This window comes from Brevundimonas sp., from assembly GCF_041648115.1.
In the GTDB taxonomy this organism is placed as follows: Bacteria; Pseudomonadota; Alphaproteobacteria; order Caulobacterales; family Caulobacteraceae; genus Brevundimonas.
In genome coordinates, this window is record NZ_JBAZPR010000005.1 from 186,982 (window position 1) to 203,327 (window position 16,346).

17 protein-coding genes and 1 pseudogene are annotated in these 16,346 nt (G+C 68.0%); 12 read left to right on the forward strand and 6 right to left on the reverse strand.

The window, feature by feature from the left end; all coding sequences use genetic code 11:
* Positions 1-35: 35 nt before the first annotated feature.
* The 3 genes from msrA to WC597_RS06495 all read right to left on the reverse strand — a co-directional run bounded on the left by msrA (position 36) and on the right by WC597_RS06495 (position 2,042).
* Entirely contained in the window at positions 36-575 is a 540-nt protein-coding gene (gene msrA, locus WC597_RS06485) for a peptide-methionine (S)-S-oxide reductase MsrA (protein WP_372692495.1), read from the reverse strand.
* Between the two features lies 1 nt (position 576).
* The gene (gene msrB / locus WC597_RS06490; protein ID WP_372692496.1) at positions 577-1,020 is read right to left on the reverse strand and encodes a peptide-methionine (R)-S-oxide reductase MsrB; all 444 of its coding nucleotides are present in this window, start codon (positions 1,018-1,020) and stop codon (positions 577-579) included.
* Between the two features lie 146 nt (positions 1,021-1,166).
* Positions 1,167-2,042 (reverse strand): LysR family transcriptional regulator, encoded by an 876-nt coding sequence (locus tag WC597_RS06495; RefSeq protein WP_372692497.1) that lies wholly within the window; start codon positions 2,040-2,042, stop codon positions 1,167-1,169.
* Positions 2,043-2,258: 216 nt separating this feature from the next.
* Between WC597_RS06495 and WC597_RS06500 the strand changes: the two genes are divergently transcribed.
* Positions 2,259-3,485 (forward strand): bifunctional alpha/beta hydrolase/OsmC family protein, encoded by a 1,227-nt coding sequence (locus WC597_RS06500; RefSeq protein WP_372692498.1) that lies wholly within the window; start codon positions 2,259-2,261, stop codon positions 3,483-3,485.
* Positions 3,486-3,654: 169 nt separating this feature from the next.
* Here the strand turns inward: WC597_RS06500 and WC597_RS06505 are convergent, their stop codons facing one another.
* Positions 3,655-4,149 carry a MarR family winged helix-turn-helix transcriptional regulator gene (locus WC597_RS06505; RefSeq protein WP_372692499.1) on the reverse strand — a complete coding sequence of 165 codons (495 nt, stop codon included), beginning with the start codon at positions 4,147-4,149 and terminating at the stop codon, positions 3,655-3,657.
* Positions 4,150-4,674: 525 nt separating this feature from the next.
* Here WC597_RS06505 and WC597_RS06510 point away from each other — a divergent pair.
* The gene (locus WC597_RS06510) at positions 4,675-5,187 is read left to right on the forward strand and encodes a MarR family winged helix-turn-helix transcriptional regulator (RefSeq protein ID WP_372692500.1); all 513 of its coding nucleotides are present in this window, start codon (positions 4,675-4,677) and stop codon (positions 5,185-5,187) included.
* A gap of 105 nt (positions 5,188-5,292) precedes the next feature.
* Here the strand turns inward: WC597_RS06510 and WC597_RS06515 are convergent, their stop codons facing one another.
* Positions 5,293-6,303, reverse strand: coding sequence for a YeeE/YedE thiosulfate transporter family protein (locus tag WC597_RS06515; RefSeq protein WP_372692501.1), 1,011 nt, complete (start codon positions 6,301-6,303; stop codon positions 5,293-5,295).
* Positions 6,304-6,772: 469 nt separating this feature from the next.
* Between WC597_RS06515 and radC the strand changes: the two genes are divergently transcribed.
* From radC to WC597_RS06550, 7 genes and pseudogenes are all read left to right on the forward strand, one after another.
* Positions 6,773-7,465, forward strand: a complete 693-nt coding sequence (gene radC / locus WC597_RS06520; protein ID WP_372692502.1) for a DNA repair protein RadC — start codon at positions 6,773-6,775, stop codon at positions 7,463-7,465.
* Positions 7,466-7,472: 7 nt separating this feature from the next.
* Positions 7,473-7,772 carry a hypothetical protein gene (locus WC597_RS06525; protein WP_372692503.1) on the forward strand — a complete coding sequence of 100 codons (300 nt, stop codon included), beginning with the start codon at positions 7,473-7,475 and terminating at the stop codon, positions 7,770-7,772.
* Entirely contained in the window at positions 7,711-8,418 is a 708-nt protein-coding gene (locus WC597_RS06530) for a toprim domain-containing protein (protein WP_372692504.1), read from the forward strand. The genes WC597_RS06525 and WC597_RS06530 overlap by 62 nt, the downstream gene beginning before the upstream one ends.
* Before the next feature lie 4 nt (positions 8,419-8,422).
* On the forward strand, positions 8,423-10,483 hold the full coding sequence (locus WC597_RS06535; RefSeq protein ID WP_372692505.1) for a ParB/RepB/Spo0J family partition protein: 2,061 nt from the start codon (positions 8,423-8,425) through the stop codon (positions 10,481-10,483).
* 149 nt (positions 10,484-10,632) lie between these two features.
* Positions 10,633-11,894: pseudogene (locus WC597_RS06540) on the forward strand (methylase); the annotation flags it as partial.
* A 396-nt stretch (positions 11,895-12,290) separates the two neighbouring features.
* Positions 12,291-12,497, forward strand: a complete 207-nt coding sequence (locus WC597_RS06545; protein WP_372692520.1) for a hypothetical protein — start codon at positions 12,291-12,293, stop codon at positions 12,495-12,497.
* Positions 12,485-12,892 carry a helix-turn-helix transcriptional regulator gene (locus WC597_RS06550; protein ID WP_372692506.1) on the forward strand — a complete coding sequence of 136 codons (408 nt, stop codon included), beginning with the start codon at positions 12,485-12,487 and terminating at the stop codon, positions 12,890-12,892. The genes WC597_RS06545 and WC597_RS06550 overlap by 13 nt, the downstream gene beginning before the upstream one ends.
* Here the strand turns inward: WC597_RS06550 and WC597_RS06555 are convergent.
* Positions 12,889-13,155, reverse strand: coding sequence for a hypothetical protein (locus tag WC597_RS06555; protein ID WP_372692508.1), 267 nt, complete (start codon positions 13,153-13,155; stop codon positions 12,889-12,891). The two genes, WC597_RS06550 and WC597_RS06555, sit on opposite strands and share 4 nt — an antisense overlap.
* 320 nt (positions 13,156-13,475) lie before the next feature.
* Between WC597_RS06555 and WC597_RS06560 the strand changes: the two genes are divergently transcribed.
* The 3 genes from WC597_RS06560 (at position 13,476) to WC597_RS06570 (ending at position 16,223) form a co-directional block, all read left to right on the forward strand.
* Complete coding sequence (locus WC597_RS06560; RefSeq protein ID WP_372692509.1) at positions 13,476-14,117, forward strand: hypothetical protein; 642 nt, start codon at positions 13,476-13,478, stop codon at positions 14,115-14,117.
* Positions 14,118-14,258: 141 nt separating this feature from the next.
* The gene (locus WC597_RS06565) at positions 14,259-15,062 is read left to right on the forward strand and encodes a hypothetical protein (protein WP_372692510.1); all 804 of its coding nucleotides are present in this window, start codon (positions 14,259-14,261) and stop codon (positions 15,060-15,062) included.
* A gap of 27 nt (positions 15,063-15,089) precedes the next feature.
* The gene (locus WC597_RS06570) at positions 15,090-16,223 is read left to right on the forward strand and encodes a hypothetical protein (RefSeq protein WP_372692511.1); all 1,134 of its coding nucleotides are present in this window, start codon (positions 15,090-15,092) and stop codon (positions 16,221-16,223) included.
* Positions 16,224-16,346: the final 123 nt, after the last annotated feature.

The following is a 16,346-nucleotide window of genomic DNA, read 5'->3' on the forward strand; positions in this document are numbered from 1 at the left end:
ATCAGGGATCGGAACGGAGGCGGCGGCCGGAAGACCTAGTCCGCTGCGGTTCCGGATGCGGACGGGACCGCGTCTGCGGCCTGGCGCCTCGGGATCACCCAGTCGGGACGGGGGAAGTGACAGGTGTAGCCGCCCGGTCGCTTGTCCAGATAGTCCTGGTGATCCGGTTCGGCCTCCCAGAAATCGCCGACCGGCTGGACCTCGGTAACCACCTTGGCGCCCCACAGGCCCGAGGCGTCGACGTCGGCGATCGTCTCCTCGGCAATGCGCTTCTGGGCGTCATCGACGTACCAGATGCCCGACCGGTAGGAGAGCCCGACATCATTGCCCTGGCGGTTCATCGTCGTCGGGTCGTGGATCTTGAAGAAGTATTCAAGGACGTTCCTGTAGCTCGTCACCGTCGGGTCGAAGACGATCTCGATACCCTCGGCATGGGTTCCGTGATTGCGGTAGGTGGCGTTCGAAACATCGCCGCCGGTGTAGCCGACGCGGGTCGAGACGATGCCGGGCTGCTTGCGGATCAGATCCTGCATGCCCCAGAAACAGCCGCCCGCGAGAACTGCGCGCTCGTGCATGTCAGGCCTCCTTCACCTGGTCGAGATAGTCGCCGTACCCCTCGACCTCGAGTGCATCTCGGGGGATGAAGCGGAGGCAGGCTGAGTTGATGCAGTAGCGCAGGCCGCCCTTGTCGGGCGGTCCGTCCGGGAAAACATGGCCGAGGTGGCTGTCGGCGTGCGCCGACCTGACCTCGGTCCTGACCATGCCGTGCGTGCCGTCGCGCACTTCGTTTACGTTCGCCGGCACGATGGGCTTGGTGAAGCTCGGCCAGCCGGTGCCGGAATCGAACTTGTCGGTCGAGGCGAACAGGGGCTCGCCGGACACGATGTCGACGTAGATGCCCGGCGCCTTGTTGTCGTTGTATTCGCCGGTGAAGGGCCTCTCGGTGCCCGACTGCTGCGTGACCCGCCTTTGCTCCGGCGTCAGTCGATCTATTGCGTCCTGGGACTTTTCGAACTTCACGCTCGTCTCCAATACTGGTTAGAGGTCCGGATTTACTGAGCCATCAGCTGATGGTGCCCGTCTTGAAGTTGAATATCGCAGCGCCTCACGGGCATGGCCAATGCGCGGCGCCTATAGTTTCCATAGCCGTGAAGCACCCGCCCCGTTCAGCCCCATGCGTAGCCCGACGCCAACTGGGCGATCTTTCGGATTTCGACCGCCGCCGTGGAGCCGGACACCGTCGCCATCACCACCTCCCGCTCCAGGACGAAGCCTTCGATCGGTCGGGTGACCATGCCCCGCGCCGTGGCGGACCGTTCCGGGAGGATGCAGACGGCGTCGCTGACGGTGACGACCCGCTGGACCCAGTCCTCCCGATCCGACCGGAACCGGGGTCGCATGAGCCTGTCTCCGCGCCGGAAGTGATCGAGGATCCGGTCGCGAAATTCGCAGTTCAGCCGATCGACGAAGGGAAAGGCCAGAAGATCCTCCCCGCGCACGATCTCCATCCTCGCCAAGGGGTGACGCTCGGCGCAGCCGAGGACGAAGCGCTCACGAAATAGGGGGTGGAGGTCCACCTTGCGGTCCGGCCGCGTCTCGCACGCCAGGATGCAGGCGTGGTACTTTCCCGACAGGATTTCCGAGGTGTCCTCACCCGACTGCAGGGCATGCAGCCGGATCTCGATCGAGGGCGCCTCGAGCAGGATGCTGTCGAAGAAGGCCGCAAACCTCTCCGGTCCGATGCTGTGCGCTACGGCGACGTCCAGCACGCGACGCCGTCCCGTCGCCCAGTTCTCAGAGTGATCGCGGACGCTCTTCATCGCCGCCATCATGCGCCTGAACTCCGCCTCGACATCCTGGCCGAGGCCGGTCAGGCGGCTGTTCTTGCCGTCGCGATGGATCAGCGGTCCGCCGAGCTCCTCCTCCAGGCGGCGGATGGCGCGGGTCAGGCTGGGTTGAGACACGCCGCTCAAGCGGGCCGCCGCCGTGAAGTTTAGCGTCTCGGCGAGGTTGATGAAGTAGCCGACCTGAGTGAGTTCCATAGCCGTTCGGCCCATCCCTGACAGACGCTCTACCGCCACGCCGCCGTACAAAACATATAAGTATGCGCGGCGCATATAATATGCAGACGAGGGCTTGTCTATATGCGCGCCGCATATAATAGAGGGTCGTCGAGAGACGTTCACATCGGCGACTGCGCGTCTCGTCCGAAAGGACCGGAAGCGCTGCCGCTGTCCGCACGCTGAAGGTTGAGGCATATGGCCGGAACGGTGTTCACGTTTGTCGATGGGGCCGGCGTCCCGCTTTCCGGGCGCCTCGAGAGGCCTGAGGGAACGCCGCGGGGCTGGGCGATCTTCGCCCACTGCTTCACCTGCGGGAAGGACAGCCACGCCGCCGTCCGAATTTCTCGCGCGCTGTCGCGGGCCGGCATCGGCGTCCTTCGGTTCGATTTCGCCGGAACCGGGCTCAGCGGCGGGATGGAGGAAGCCCTGAACTTCGCGGCGGACGTCGAGGACATTCGCGCCGCCGCGAAAGCCATGGCGGAAGCCGGGATGTCGCCGTCCCTGCTTATCGGACACAGCCTGGGCGGCGCCGCCGCGCTCATCGCCGCGACAGACCTGCCCGACGTCGCAGCCGTGGCGACCATCGGCGCCCCGGCAGACCTCCAGCATATCCTGCGCGAGTTCCGGCCAGACGATCTGGACACCGTCAGACGCGAGGGCGAGGCGTCCGTCGAGATTGCCGGCAGATCCTTCGTCATTCGCCAAAGCTTCCTGGAGGCGGTCGAGAGGTTCGACGTCGAGACCTGCATCGCGTCCTTGCGTCGTCCGGTTCTGATCCTCCATTCGCCGATCGATCAGGTGGTCGGCATCGAGCACGCCTCGCGCCTCTTCGTCGCATCCAGTCACCCCAAGAGCTTCATCTCGCTCGATATGGGGGATCACCTCCTCACGGACATGGAGGATTCGACCTACGCTGCGGCCATGGTTTCGGCCTGGGCCAGCCGCTTCCTTCCTCTGCTCATGGCCGATCTTCCGCAGGTCGAGGTCGCCGACGGCGTCGTCGCCACCGAGACCCTGGCGGGAAAGTTCCAGCTCAATATCCGCAGCGGCGAGCACGTCCTTCTGGCCGACGAGGCGGAATCGGTCGGCGGTCTTGGCACCGGCCTGTCCCCTTTCGAACTGGTGTCGGCAGGCCTGGCCGCCTGCACGGTGATGACTATGCGGCTCTATGCGGACCGCAAGGGCTTCCCGCTCGAACGGGCGAGCACGAAGGTGCAGCACGAGAAGATCAGGGACATGACGCCGTCCGACCGCTTCACCCGCACCGTCATTATCGAGGGCCCGTTGACGGATGAGCAGAGGGCCCGGATTCTCGAGATCGCAGATCGATGCCCCGTCGACCTGACGCTCGTTCGCGGGTCGGACGTGCAGACGGACCTCCTAGGGCGCGGACCTGTCGGGGCTTCCGAACCTCCGGTCTGACGCCGGGGCCAGACGTCGATAGCCGCGTGGACCGGCGAACGACCGGTCGTGGGCCAGACCCATGATCCGGATGCCCTTCCGCCCATCTTCCCAGTGCTCTGGAGGCGCCGCAGCGACAGAGCGCAGATCCGAACTCCGCGATCTATCGACGGGGTCGTGACGTCTCCGCCTAGACGTCACCCGCCTGTCGAGGATCCACGCCGCGCTCGAGCAGTTCGGCGTCGATGGGGCATTCCGTGCAGCCCGCATAGCAGCACAGGCGGCAGATGCGGTAGGCGTGCCCCAGATTCTGCAGCCGGTCGCGCAGCACGCGTTCCGCGATACCGCTGAGGATCTTCAGCTCGTCGGGATCGAGGATCGAAAGCCCTTCGGCGATCACCTGGTCGCGCGCGGCCAGGACCTCGTTGCTGGCGATCTCGCCCGTCGGGGTGAGGTGCAGCGACCGTGTACGGCCGTCCGTGAGATGGTCGCGGCGCTCGATCAGGCCGTCGGCCGCCAGTCGATCCACGAGGCGAACGGCGCCGGCATGGGACAGACCCACGCCGATCGCCAGCATGCGGATCGAGAGCCCGGGCTCGTGCGCGAGCAAGGCCAGCGCCGAGGCGGTGGGTCCGGCTTCCGGCGCTCGCGATGAACTGGCGCGAACGATATCGTCGCTGATCATCAGTGCGAACGCCCCGAAGACATTGCGTTCTCGAGGTCCATTCATGGCCGAAGCTATATGTGCGCGGGGCATAGACAGCAAGTCACGGCCGGGTTTCAGCCCTCGCGGCGGGCTCGCATCAAGTCTATAGTTTCACTGCATATTTCCGGCGCTCTTCCAGCCATGCGAGCGAGAAAAAGTTTGTCCCCGTCCGAGGTATCGGCTCGTATCGATACCTCGCTGCTATGGACGCAGACGTGCGACACTTCTGCGATCCGCCGACCTTCACGCGGAGCCGCTCGGCCGGATGCGGGAGGGCTTGCGCGGGTCCCGAAACTGCTCTCGCAACGGCGCGTGGTTCAGCGGAACCGACAAGGCGGGCCACGGGCCAGACTGCAGCGGCGGGAAAAGTCGGCTGCGCAAAGTCGCAGCGTTCTTCGCGACGTGTTGTGATCCGCATCACGGACAGCCTCGGATACCAGGCAGCTACTCGACGTATTCCAACGCGAGGTATATGCATCACGCATATACTCCGGAGTCCTCGGGATGGACGACCCTTCAGATCGCTTGATTAACACCTTCGGCGCACTGTCGCAGGCCGTGTCCGACCGGGTCCGGATGGCGATCGCGGAGGCCTTCGGCGCCGGAGGTGAGACAGCGGCCGCCCTGATCGCCATCGGCCACGAGCCCGGCATGTCGATCGGCCAGATCCGGCAGATTCTCCGGCTGTCCCACGCCGGCGCCGTGCGGGTCGTCGAGCGGCTCGGCCATCAGGGCCTGGTCGCAAAATCCCTGTCGCCGTCTGACCGGCGTGTGGTTCGCGTCATCCTGACGCTCCGGGGGCAGGACGAGCGAACCAAGCTTCTCGACCTTCGCAGGACGGCCATCGCGGCGCTGCTCGACAAGGTTTCCCCCGACGACCGTGTCGCCCTCGAGCGGGCTGCGGACGCCGTCCTGTCGTCCGTGTTCCGCGATCGCGACGGCGGCTGGGCGACATGCCGCCTCTGCGATCGCGCACGCTGCCGCGACTGCCCGGTCGATAGACATCGTCCCCTGTGAGGCTCAAAGCGCAGGCCGCCGCCCTCCCCTGGATGACCTGGTTCGACGTCTTTGGGATGCAGGCTGCGCCTGATCCGATGAACCGGCCGGGGGAAGACCCTACGCTCAGTCGAACTGCCGGTCCGCCTCGATCTGGCCGTCCCGGGCCGAACGCAGGCGTTTGAACCAGAGACCGACGATGATCGTCATCGTGATCACCAGATAGGCGGCGATGCCGCCGGGAGACAGGGCCGGAATGGCGGCCAGCACCAAGCCGTCGTTTCCGCCCGGGATCGCCGCGACGCCCACCCCCATCAAAGCGCCGCCTGCAAGTGTCTTGGCCGCACCCCGCGCCGTGATGCGCCGGACCCGCCAGGCGCGTCTTCGCAGCGAGGAGGCGATGGCCCCGCAGACCGTCGCGGCGACGGCCAGAGCCGCGATGCCGTCGGGCCTGGCCATCGCCATGGCGAGCGGAAGAGAGTCGCGGACGAGATCCGTGAAGGTCCAGGCCGGCGCGGTGACGAACAGGGCTCCCCCAGTCAGGCCCAGCACCACCATGGTCAACGCGAGGGGCCAGCGCTCGTGGCCCCGGAGCGGACCCTGATCGGAGACCTGCCTTCGGCCCCCCCTGCGGGCGATGACGGCCAGCGACAGAACCAAGACGACGGCCCAGACCGTCAGGCCGACGATCGCCGCCTGCCCCGGTGTCGAGAGAAGGCTCGATCCCGAAGCCGTGGCCTCTCCGAGGATGTGACCGGCGAGAAGGAAGCCTGCCGCCAGGCCCGCCGGCAGGAGCATGAGGCGCAACTCGCCGTCTCCCAGACGACCCAGGGACCCGAGCAGGCAGGCGTCGTTGACCAGGGCTCCGCAGCCGAACACCACCGCGCCCAACAACAGGGTCGGCGTCACCCCGACGGTCCCCGCATGCATCGCGGCGGCGATACCCGACCAGACGAGAGCGGTCGCGACCAGGGCGGCGGTCGCGGAGGCGGCAAGGAGGCCGATGAACCTTAGAGGCCGTCGGTGATGCAGGATCTCGTGTGCGGTCGCGACGGCGCAGGTGCCGCCCTGGTTGACGGAGTATCCCATCCAGAAGGCGAGCCCGCAGATCGCGACGGCGAAGAGGGGATCGAACATCCGTAACTCCAAACCAGCGTTCTTGACGCCTTTGTAGGACAGCACCGGCCGCCTTCAGCGTTCCTGGTCATTGCCGGAGACGGGCGGCTGGCCGCGTCTTATGCTGCGCCAGCACTTTCACTGAATAGGCAGGTCTCACCGTGCGATGAAAGGGCGTGGTTGTCGTCTTGCGATCGCGCACCGCGCCAACATCCTAGACTACTTCCTCGGTCAAGACACAGACGCGCGTATCCCGTAGCTCTCAGATGATGTTGAGAAGGATGGCTGACTGGGAGGGATATGATCCAGCGACCCGGTAAACCAGAGCGCCAGATCGATAGTTGGGACCGCTGTTACACCTCACCGGCGAACATCGAATGTGGTGCAGGGTGAAGCGCGTCTGCCGCTTCGCCAAGACGCCGTCGATCGAAAGGGAAAGCGAGGGCGGCGGCGGGCGCTCCGATCAGGGAGCGCGGACCAGGAGGTCGCCATGAGATCGCTTCCCGACCGCGCACCGGCATCTCCGGCCCTTGCGGCTACACCCCCCTTCGCCGCCGAGCCGTCAACGCTCTCGAATATGGACGACTTGGCCCTGCTCGGCCTGCTGCTTGGGCGATGCCTGCCGGCGCCTATGGTCGGCGCCGCCGCTGAGGCCCTCGTCGATCGGTTCGGGTCGCTCGGCGATATCGCCGCGGCCGAGGTCGCCGAACTCGGCCGGCTGCCCGGGATGGGTCCGGCGGCCATTCTGGATCTCAAGCTGTTGCGAGAACTGAGCGTGCGGCTGTCGCGGACCGCGGCGTGCGCCCGCCCGGTCCTGTCGTCCTGGCACGCGCTCACAGCCTATGCCCGGACGACCCTGGCCCATCTGCCCCAGAAACAGTTCCGAACCCTCTTTCTCGACCGCCGCAATCATCTCTTGCGCGACGAACTGGTCGCCGACGGCACGGTCGATCACGCGCCCGTCTATCCACGGGAAATCATCCGACGGGCGCTCGAACTGTCCGCCTCGTCCCTGATCTTGGTCCACAACCACCCTTCCGGCGATCCGACCCCGTCCCAGGCGGACATCGTCGTCACCCGCCAGATCGTGGACGCGGCGAGACTGTTCGGCATCCAGGTCCACGACCATCTGGTCCTGGGGCGTCAGGGGACGGCGAGCTTCAAGCATCTCGGCCTGTTCTGAGGCCGTCATGACCCTTCACGCCATCGTCGCCGCCCTGGGCGGCGACCTCTATCAGAGCGGGCTGCGCGCCAATGTGCCCGCGCCGGGCCACAGCCCGGCCGATCGATCGGTCTCGCTCCTCCTTTCCCAGGGTCGGGTCATCATCCACGGGTTCGGCGCGGCGGACTGGGGCCATCCGCGACCACCTGCGCCGCTCGGGTTTTATCGACGATACCGGGCGTCTCACGGGGGCGGGGCGCCCCCCGGTGTCGGCCCCGGCGCCGGACCGCCGGCGGCGCATCGAGACCGCCTCGCGTCTGTGGCATGACGCTCGACCGTTAAGTCCCGCCGATCCCGCATCCCTCTACCTGCGGCGCCGCGCCGTCCACGGCGGCGATGGGGCGCTCGACCTGCGCTTCCATCCCGCCGTCCCCGTCTCCATCTATCGGCCCGGCGGGCGCACGCTTCTGGCCCTCGTCGCGCGAATTGTCACGGCGGACGGGGGGCTGACGGCCGTCGAGGTGACCTATCTCGAGCCGAACGGCCTGGGCGCCGTCGGCCTCGCCGTGCCGCGCAAAACGGTGGGCGTCGTGCCGCCTGGCGCGGCGGTTCGCCTGTCGGCGGCGGCCGAGGAGATGCTGGTCGGCGAAGGGGTGGTCACCACCCTGTCCGCTATCGACCGTTTCCGCCTTCCCGGCTGGGCCCTGATGTCGGCGAACAATCTCGCGGCCTGGACCCCGCCGCCGGACGTCCGGCGCGTGCTGGTCGCCGCGGACCGGGGCGCGGTCGGCGAGGACGCCGCCGCCCGCCTGGGCCATCGCCTCAGGACGCTGGGAATCCAGGTTCGGGTCTGCTGCCCCAACCCGCCGTTTGAGGACTGGAACGCGATCGCAGGCGGCGTCGCGAAAGGAGGAGCGAGGGCGCTCGGGGGTGCCGGAGCGGCGTGGATGGGCCCCGTCGCCCTGCGGAGATGATCCCATGACCGACCTCGCTCCCGTTATCACCCCTGTCGTTGTCGTCGAGCGCGACCGACGCACAGTCCGTCTCGGCGATCTGGGCATCGCCCGGGAAAACCTTCTTCACGACGAGCCGCCGGACGACGACATCCCCACGCTCGCCGCGACGATGCGGGCCGCCGGCCAGCTTCAGCCCCTGACCGTCCGCCCCGGTCGCGGCAGGAAGGAAGAGCCGTGGATGGCGCTCGACGGGCGCCGTCGCCGGCTCGCGCTCGGCCTCCTCCTCGAGGCCGGCGAGATCGGCGAGGACCATCCCGTCGATGTCTTCGTCGAGACCGAGCCAGCCCGTCAGGCCGCGGCGGTGCTCCTCACCAACACCGCCGTTCCCGTCCATGTCGCCGACATCATCGCGGCGATCGGCAGGATGCTGAAGTCGAAGCTGACGGTCGCGGTGATCGCCAGGGCGCTGGGCTATGCGGAGATCGAGATCAAGCGTCTGGCGGCGCTCGCCGGCCTGCCGTCCGCAGCGCTCGTCGCCCTGAAGAGCGGACGCATGAGCCTGAAGCAGGCGCGGCTGCTGGCGCGGTTGCCGGACAAGGCCGAGCAGGAGGAACTCGCCGAGGCGGCCTTAGACGGTCACGGCTTCCAGGACTGGCGCGTTCTAGAACGGCTCGACGACGCCCGCGTCACCGTACGCGACCGTCGTTGCGCCCTCGTCGACCCGACTACCTACGGCGAGGCCGGGGGCCGCACCGAGACCGATCTCTTCGGCGAACTCGTCCCCGTCCTGCTCGACCCTGACATCCTGACCGATCTCTGGCTGAAGCGCGCCCGTGGCATCGCAGCCGTGTTCGAGGCGGAAGGCGTCGCCGTCCACGTCACGGCTGGCCCGGAGCCGGATCTGCCCGAGGACCTGGAGTCGCTCGGCTATGTCTATGGCGGCTCCCTCCCGGCCGAGGAGATGGCGCGATATCGCGCCCAGCGCGAGGTCTTCAACGATCGTGTCGAGGCTGCGCGCCTGGCCTTGGCCGACCCGGCCCGGCCGGACGTCGCCGATCTCGCCATCATGGACATGATCCGCGCGCGGATCGCCTCCGACCAGACCGGCTGCGGCGGTCGCGTCGTGACGACAATGGTGATGTGGCCGGCGGCGGAGACGGGCGTGGAGGTGCGCTGCTACACGCCGGAGGAGCCTGAGACCGACGACCATGAGAGAGGCGTAGGCGATCCAGTCCCGCGTGCGGCCGCCCCACCCGCCTACATCTCGCCCGAGGTCGAGGCGCCCGAACCTGAGACAGAAGGGGTCAACCACGCCCTCCATGCGGTGCGCACCGACGTCGCCACGCGAGGCCTGATCCGGGCCCTGGCCGATGATCCGTCCGCCGCCCTGACGGCGCTGATCTCGCGCCTGTTCACGGTGATCGTCCTGCGCAGCCGCGTAGCCCGGTCGGAGGCGGCCCTGGCGATCCTGGCCACGGGGTTCAACCCTTCGGCCGGGAGGATCATCGAGACCCTCGACGGCGACGTCCGCCAGCGCCTCGACGATCGTCGCGCCGCCTGGCAGGCCTCGGGCGAGACCGTGATCGCCTGGATCCATGGACTGCCGCATGGCGAAAAGATGGGACTGCTGGCCGAACTCACCGCCGTCAGCCTCGACGTCCGGGAGGAGAAGACCTTTCAGATCCGCCGGGCTGCCCGGGCCGAGGCGACGGAACTCGCCGCGCTGAGCGATGCGGACATCAGCCTGCACTGGACGCCCGATGCGCCCTTCCTGCAGTCCCATTCCAAGGGCCTCCTGCTGGGCATGCTCGAGACCATGGGCTCCGAGGACGAGCGCGCCCGAACCTTGAAGAAGACGGAACTGGTCGACTGGGTGGTCGAACAGGCCGCCGCGCGGACCTGGGCCCCCGCAAGCGTGTCCTGGCGGTCCTCCGTCGATGATGGAGGCGCGGTTGCGGAGGATGGTCAGGACCCAGAGGACGGTCCTGCCGATGCGCTGAACGACGAGGCCGATGACGATGGCGTCGGAGCCTTCGCCGTCACTCCGGAGGGCGAAGCCGCGCTCGACCCCGCCGCAGCCTGAACCTTCGCCGACGACGGACGCGCCGCCTCGACCTCGGTCGGGGCGGCGTTGTCGTGCGGACCCGGAAAGGCGGGGGAAGGGCGGGGCGAGGCGAGCCTGGAGGACCGTGAGGGAGGCGCCCTCCGCTCCAGGTGATCCGGATGCCCGCCATGCCTGCCGCCTCGATCACCCCGTCCCTGTTCGCCACGCCTTCGCGGTCCGACCGATCGGCCAATGTCCTCGCCGCGGCGCGGGCGCTCGCCATCGCCCTTGCGCGGTCCAGGCCGCTCGACCGGCGCCTCGTCGCCGATGTCATGACAACCGCCTTCGGCGCGTCGGATGCGGAAGGGGCCTGGACCTGGCGCGACGCCTATGACGCCATCGAGGCCGGGACCGTGATGCAGATTCGGCGCCTGGCGCCCCAGGTTGCCAGGCTGGAAGACGCGCCGGCCGAGATCGCGGCCCTCCTCGCCGGCGTGTCCGCCCTGGGCCTCACCCACAGCCGTCGCAGCGAGGAACAGGTCGCGCTCGACCAGTTCTCGACCCCGCCGCCGCTCGCGGCCATGGCGGTCCTGGCCGCCCAGGTGCGGCCCGGCGACCGTGTGTTGGAGCCCTCGGCGGGCATAGGGCTGCTCGCGGTGGTGGCCGAGGTCTGCGGAGGCGCACTGACCTTGAACGAGAGGGCGCTGGGCCGCGCCGGCCTTCTCGACGGCCTGTTTCCTCAGGCCGCGCGGACGCGCCACGATGGTCGCCACCTCGCCGACCTGCTGCCCGAGGCCGGCGGGTTCGATGTTGTTCTCGTCAATCCGCCCTTCTCCGACCTGGCGGCTCACCTCGTCGCCGGTCTCAAGGCTCTGGCGGACGGGGGAGGATGGCGGCCATCGTGCCACTGACGGCCTTGGCGGACACGGCGATGCGCCGCGCGTTCGAGGCGCATGGCGCCGTCGTCGGGACGATCGCCTTTCCGGGCCGCGCCTTCGCCAAACATGGCACCTCCGTCGAAACCGGGTTGTTGGTCGTTGATCGCGCGCCGGCGCGGACCTGGGATGGGCTCTTGCACCAGCCGGACGACTGGGACGCGATGACGGGCTTGATCCGCAGCTTGTCTCCGCGCTCTTCGGCCAGACCGCGCCTTCGGGTCGAGATCGCCGCGACCTCGCTTCTCGCGCCCAGGGACCGTGGCCTGGCTTTGCCCTCCGGCCGGCTTGGCTTCCTAGCGGGCGCGGCTCCGCTCGCCTATGCGGTCAAGGCGTGGAGCGGGGAAGGCCGCGACGTCGGCCTCTACCAGGCCCACGCCCTGGCGCGGATCGACCTGCCGGACCCGAGGCCGCATCCGTCCCCTCTGGTGGAGTCCGGGCCGATGGCGTCGGTCGCACCCCCGGCGCCGACCTATCGTCCGGTCTTGCCGCCGACGATGCGTCGCCCGGCTCGGCCGCATCCCCGAGATTGCCGAGACCCGCGCCTATGTCGTCAGTGTTGTCGAATGCTACCTGGCGCTCTCCGCCGGGCGCGGGGCTCGGAACTCCCGGGATTGCCGGCCGCCGGAGGGCGGGCTGTGATCGCCGGGATGGACGCCGGGCACACGCAACCGGAGGCCGGCGATGACGACCTCCTGACACGCAAGGAAGCCTCAGCCTTCCTAGTCCAGTTCGGCATTCGCATGAAGCCGGAGACGCTCGCCCGACTGTGGTCGACGGGGGCAATGGTCCGCCCTGCCGGCACGTTCGGCACAAGCCCTACTATCCGAGGGGCGTGCTCAGGACCTGGGCCCTGGCCCAGGTCAGCGACCTGCGCGCATCAGCCCCGCCCGCAGCACGGGGGCGTCGCCATGGCTGATCCGCAATCACAGCCGGTGTCCGATCGCAGCATGCCGACGGTGGCCGACTTGCTGGTGGATGCGGCGGTCAGCTTCGCCCTGAAGGACGTGCTGAGGGCCTGGGAGATGCGCGATCCAGTCGACGCGGCGCTGGACGCCCGCATCCTCGCCGATCTTCTCGAGCGCCGGGCGGACGAGGCTGTGTCATGGGCGCCGTGACCGACGGGCGCCCGGGCGGCGCTGACGATCGCCTGCTCGCTTGGCCGGCTGTTCACGCCGTGACTGGCCTCAGCCGCACCACCGCCTGGCGTATGCAGAAGGCGGGGGATTTCCCCTTGCCGGTCCTGGTGTCGCGGGGACGGGTGGGATGGTGGGAGAGCGAATTGGCCGCATGGAAGCTGGCGCGGGCCCCGCGCCGTCCGGCCGAGCCCCGGCTGTTTGAGGCCTCAGCCGACCCGGAACGGCAAGGCGGCAGCCGCCCCGTCGCCCCCGCGAGTAAGGCCCCTGCGACGACGACCCCTGCCGGTGAGCCGGTGCAGGAGAGCGCGGCATCCGTCGGACGCCGGGGCTCCAAGACCTCGCCTGGTCAGATCGCCTTCGACTTCGGGAGCTAGGAAACCGCCTCTTTGGACGGAAGGCGTCGGAAGCGCACGCGATCTGCGCCAACGATCAGAAAGGCGTCGAAGCCGGCGTCGCCCCAGGCCCTGCGCTGCACATGGGTCGTATCGGAATCGGCGGTGTTGGCCCACCACTGGGGGCGCCCCGCGCTCTTGGGCAGCATGTAGCCGATCTTGCGCTCCATCTCGGCGAAGGTGAGTTCGAACTCGTCGAGTTTCTGTTTGCGCAGGTAGTCGCGGAGAGGATCGTATTTGGCCATCCCTGACAGTCTATCCGGCGGGCGCTGGCCTTGAAAGGCGCGGTTGCGCTCGACGCCGCCGGACTGGCGACGCGTCTGCGATCGGCGTCCTGCTCGGCTTCGTGGCGCCGCCGGTCCCGTCGTCGACCCACTTGCGGACAGCAGCGACCGCCGATTTTTCGGACCGCGACCGGTAGGGAGCCGGCCTCCCTGCCGCGCACGCTTTGTCGAGCCGCCGGCGGGATGTCCACAGGTCTCTTGGGAGAGGGATCAGGGTTATCCCATATCCCAGTCGTCTCTCTCCGGTCGTCGTTATGGCGATGCTTGCTTCTGGAGAGTGCATGTCACGAACACCCACCCTGAGATCACCCAAGATCGGCGCCGACGATGTGGTGGATGGCCCCGGCCGGCGCGGGCCAGGCCGACCGCCCAAACCGATCGTCGAGTATCCCGAGGCGCTTTGGGAGCCGGCACAGGCCGCCCAGGATTTCGCATCGGCGCTCGACGAGGAGATCCGGCGGCACGGCGACAGCGTCTGGGGCCTGCACAAGGCGGTGGAGGCGAAGGGCGGGCTAATCGACCGGACGACGCTCGGCGCCTGGCAGCGCGGCACCAAGGGGCCGCAGACGCCCGACACCCTGAAGGTCGTCGATCTGATCGAAGCCCGGTATCGCCTTTCACCTGGATACCTCAGGTCCCGCATCACGCACGGCCGGGCCGTATCCGGGCATAGCCTACCCGACATCGGCGCAGCCGAGCGACGGCGGCTCGCCTGGCACCTGCCCGACGACTTTAACGCCCGCCCAGCGGCCGGGCAGGCGGAGATCCTTGCCTGGGTCCGATCGTGCGTGCTGTCGGGCGGCACGGCCTATCATCGCAACTCGGGCGGCCGTCAATCTGGCCGATGCGCCGAAGCGCTCAGAAGTTGCGAAATCCGAGGAGATGCGGCGCGGGTCCGCGACCGAGCGACGGCGCTTGGTTAAAGAGCTCTGTCGCTCGGTCGCTCTCGCTCGAATGAACGCCAGAAGGAAAACGGCAACGATCAGTGTGGGCCTCCAGCACCTGCCGGGGACCTCCAGTTCCGATGACCGAACAACTCCAGTTCGATGGCGCGATGCAGCTTCATGCCGATTTTGATCCGGACGTTCGCCGGGGTGGACGACGCCTATGTCCGAGAACGGGTGCTCGCAGCGGTCCTCGCCGCGGCGACGCACCTCGATACGGAGCCCGACGTGCTGCGGGAGGCCGCGGTCGAGGTCTGGCGTGCGGTCTTCGACCGCCCCGTGGTCGAATGGCACGCCTTCGTTCGACACTACGCGCGCGGCATCGTTGAACTAGCGGCCGCGCGGGGCGTCCTCGACCCCGTGGTGGACATCGGCCGCGCCCGTCCGCCCTATGCGTCGACCCCGGTCCTGAGTTGGCCTTCGGAGGCGGACTTTCTCCCCTTGGTCGATGAGGCGCGCGCCATCATCTCCTCGGCAGTCGGCTTCTACAGCGAGGCCGAAGGACGTTTCACGATGCAGGGGGACTTCGGCAGCAAGACGATGTCGGGCCTAAGCCATTTCTACCGGGAGCCGCGCGGGCCGACGCCGCCGAGAACACGGGGCCAGATCGTTGGGGCCTATTGGGAGGGTGTGAGGGCCATGGGCGGCGAGGTGGCTCGATTGGCCGAACAGGCGCTTGACGCCCACCGCGTCCACGCCGAGGCCGAATCCCGAAGGGTGACTGACCTCTATTTCGGCTTCCTAGACACCCCGGCGACCTCTCACGCGCCGAAACCGGCGGATGAGGCGGAGATCGAGACCCTGGAAGCGCTGAGGGATGCGGCCGATGGGGCGGTAAAGCTTGCCCTGGGGCTGGGGCCCGATGACAGGCTTTCCTATCCCGGCCATGGCGACAAGAACTGGCCGAGTTTCGATCGAAGGTAGGGCCAGCGCTGGGTCGGCCTGCGGGCCGTGCAGCTAGGCTGGACCCAGGCCCTCCACGGGGCGGTCGAGGAACTGACAGGCTATTGGGGCGGCCGCGACAAGCACGAGACCGAGCGCATCGGCAAGAAGTACCAGTGGATCGCCTTCCACGAGTTGATCGGCGTGCTGCAGGATCACTATTGGCATGAAGGCCGCAACCGGGCGCCGGAGGTCCTGATGGACCTTCTCCTGGTCAGGGGACTTGATATCGACCTGTCCTTCACCGGCGTTGATGCCGACCGGTGGCCGAAAGGCCTTCCGTCGCTGGGGCTGCCGCGGACAGACATGGCCTCACCTGCGTCCGTGGAGGCCGGTCAGGCCTGGACCTTCGAGCGGTCGGATATTCCTCATGTGCCGGACCTGGTCGAGGGCCTCGCCGACAACGGCGAGCGTTGGTGGGTCGTGCACACCTATCGCCAGGACGATGGCTACATGGACAAGCTTCAGGGCGATGGACCGTTGCGGACCAGCCAAGGCGCAATCCAACTCGTTATCCTGCGGGCCGACGACATCCAGCGCCTCCATGATCGCCAGAGCGCCGAGCGGGTCAACAACGTCGAGATGGGAGACGGTGGCTGGTTTCACGACCGGATGTTCGGCCAATACCGGGCTGAACTGGCCGACGGCGGGCCCGGCCTGAACAGCGATGCCGATGAGATCGAAGACGGTCGGGTCTCGCGACGCTTCAGTCCTCACCGGGGAGAATACGACCACGGTGGCCTGAAGGAGCATCCGTCCTTCGAGATCCCCCGCGCTTGGATCCTCGACGGGCTCGGCCTCAAGCCCGCCGGGCCCTGGGCATGCTGGTTTGTCGATGCCGCCGACCGACCGGGCCTCGTCGATCCCGAGGGCCTCGACCGTGGCGAGGCGGCATCAATGATCAACGCTGAGATGCTGGAGCCCTACCTGCGGGCCCATGGCTATGTGGCTGCCTGGACCTACTGGGGTGAGAAGGACGGGGGCATGGGGTCCGGCCCGGGCTTCAGCGCACGCTACGGCCAATTCGAACGCCAGACCTGGTGCGCCCTGTGGTGGCGCGATGAGGGCGTCTGGAAGGGGTCGCTTTGGCACGCCGATGGCGAGAAGCTCCACGCCTCCATCGAGGATGGTGACGAGGACTAGGACGAATCGACATTCACCGCATCCAGAGCATGGAGGCGGCGATGTGGACGAAGGAGAGGTAGTGACGCGCCAGCCTGTCGAACCGTGTGGCGAAGCGTCGGAAGTGCTTGAGCTTGTTAAAGC

Bases quoted from the DNA above. Each gene is read 5' to 3' on its own strand.
- msrA (WP_372692495.1), bottom strand. From the start codon at position 575: ATGCACGAGCGCGCAGTTCTCGCGGGCGGCTGTTTCTGGGGCATGCAG.
- WC597_RS06495 (WP_372692497.1), bottom strand. From the start codon at position 2,042: ATGGAACTCACTCAGGTCGGCTACTTCATCAACCTCGCCGAGACGCTA.
- WC597_RS06500 (WP_372692498.1), top strand. From the start codon at position 2,259: ATGGCCGGAACGGTGTTCACGTTTGTCGATGGGGCCGGCGTCCCGCTT.
- WC597_RS06505 (WP_372692499.1), bottom strand. From the start codon at position 4,149: ATGATCAGCGACGATATCGTTCGCGCCAGTTCATCGCGAGCGCCGGAA.
- WC597_RS06510 (WP_372692500.1), top strand. From the start codon at position 4,675: ATGGACGACCCTTCAGATCGCTTGATTAACACCTTCGGCGCACTGTCG.
- WC597_RS06515 (WP_372692501.1), bottom strand. From the start codon at position 6,303: ATGTTCGATCCCCTCTTCGCCGTCGCGATCTGCGGGCTCGCCTTCTGG.
- radC (WP_372692502.1), top strand. From the start codon at position 6,773: ATGAGATCGCTTCCCGACCGCGCACCGGCATCTCCGGCCCTTGCGGCT.
- WC597_RS06525 (WP_372692503.1), top strand. From the start codon at position 7,473: ATGACCCTTCACGCCATCGTCGCCGCCCTGGGCGGCGACCTCTATCAG.
- WC597_RS06535 (WP_372692505.1), top strand. From the start codon at position 8,423: ATGACCGACCTCGCTCCCGTTATCACCCCTGTCGTTGTCGTCGAGCGC.
- WC597_RS06545 (WP_372692520.1), top strand. From the start codon at position 12,291: ATGGCTGATCCGCAATCACAGCCGGTGTCCGATCGCAGCATGCCGACG.
- WC597_RS06550 (WP_372692506.1), top strand. From the start codon at position 12,485: ATGGGCGCCGTGACCGACGGGCGCCCGGGCGGCGCTGACGATCGCCTG.
- WC597_RS06555 (WP_372692508.1), bottom strand. From the start codon at position 13,155: ATGGCCAAATACGATCCTCTCCGCGACTACCTGCGCAAACAGAAACTC.
- WC597_RS06560 (WP_372692509.1), top strand. From the start codon at position 13,476: ATGTCACGAACACCCACCCTGAGATCACCCAAGATCGGCGCCGACGAT.
- WC597_RS06565 (WP_372692510.1), top strand. From the start codon at position 14,259: ATGCCGATTTTGATCCGGACGTTCGCCGGGGTGGACGACGCCTATGTC.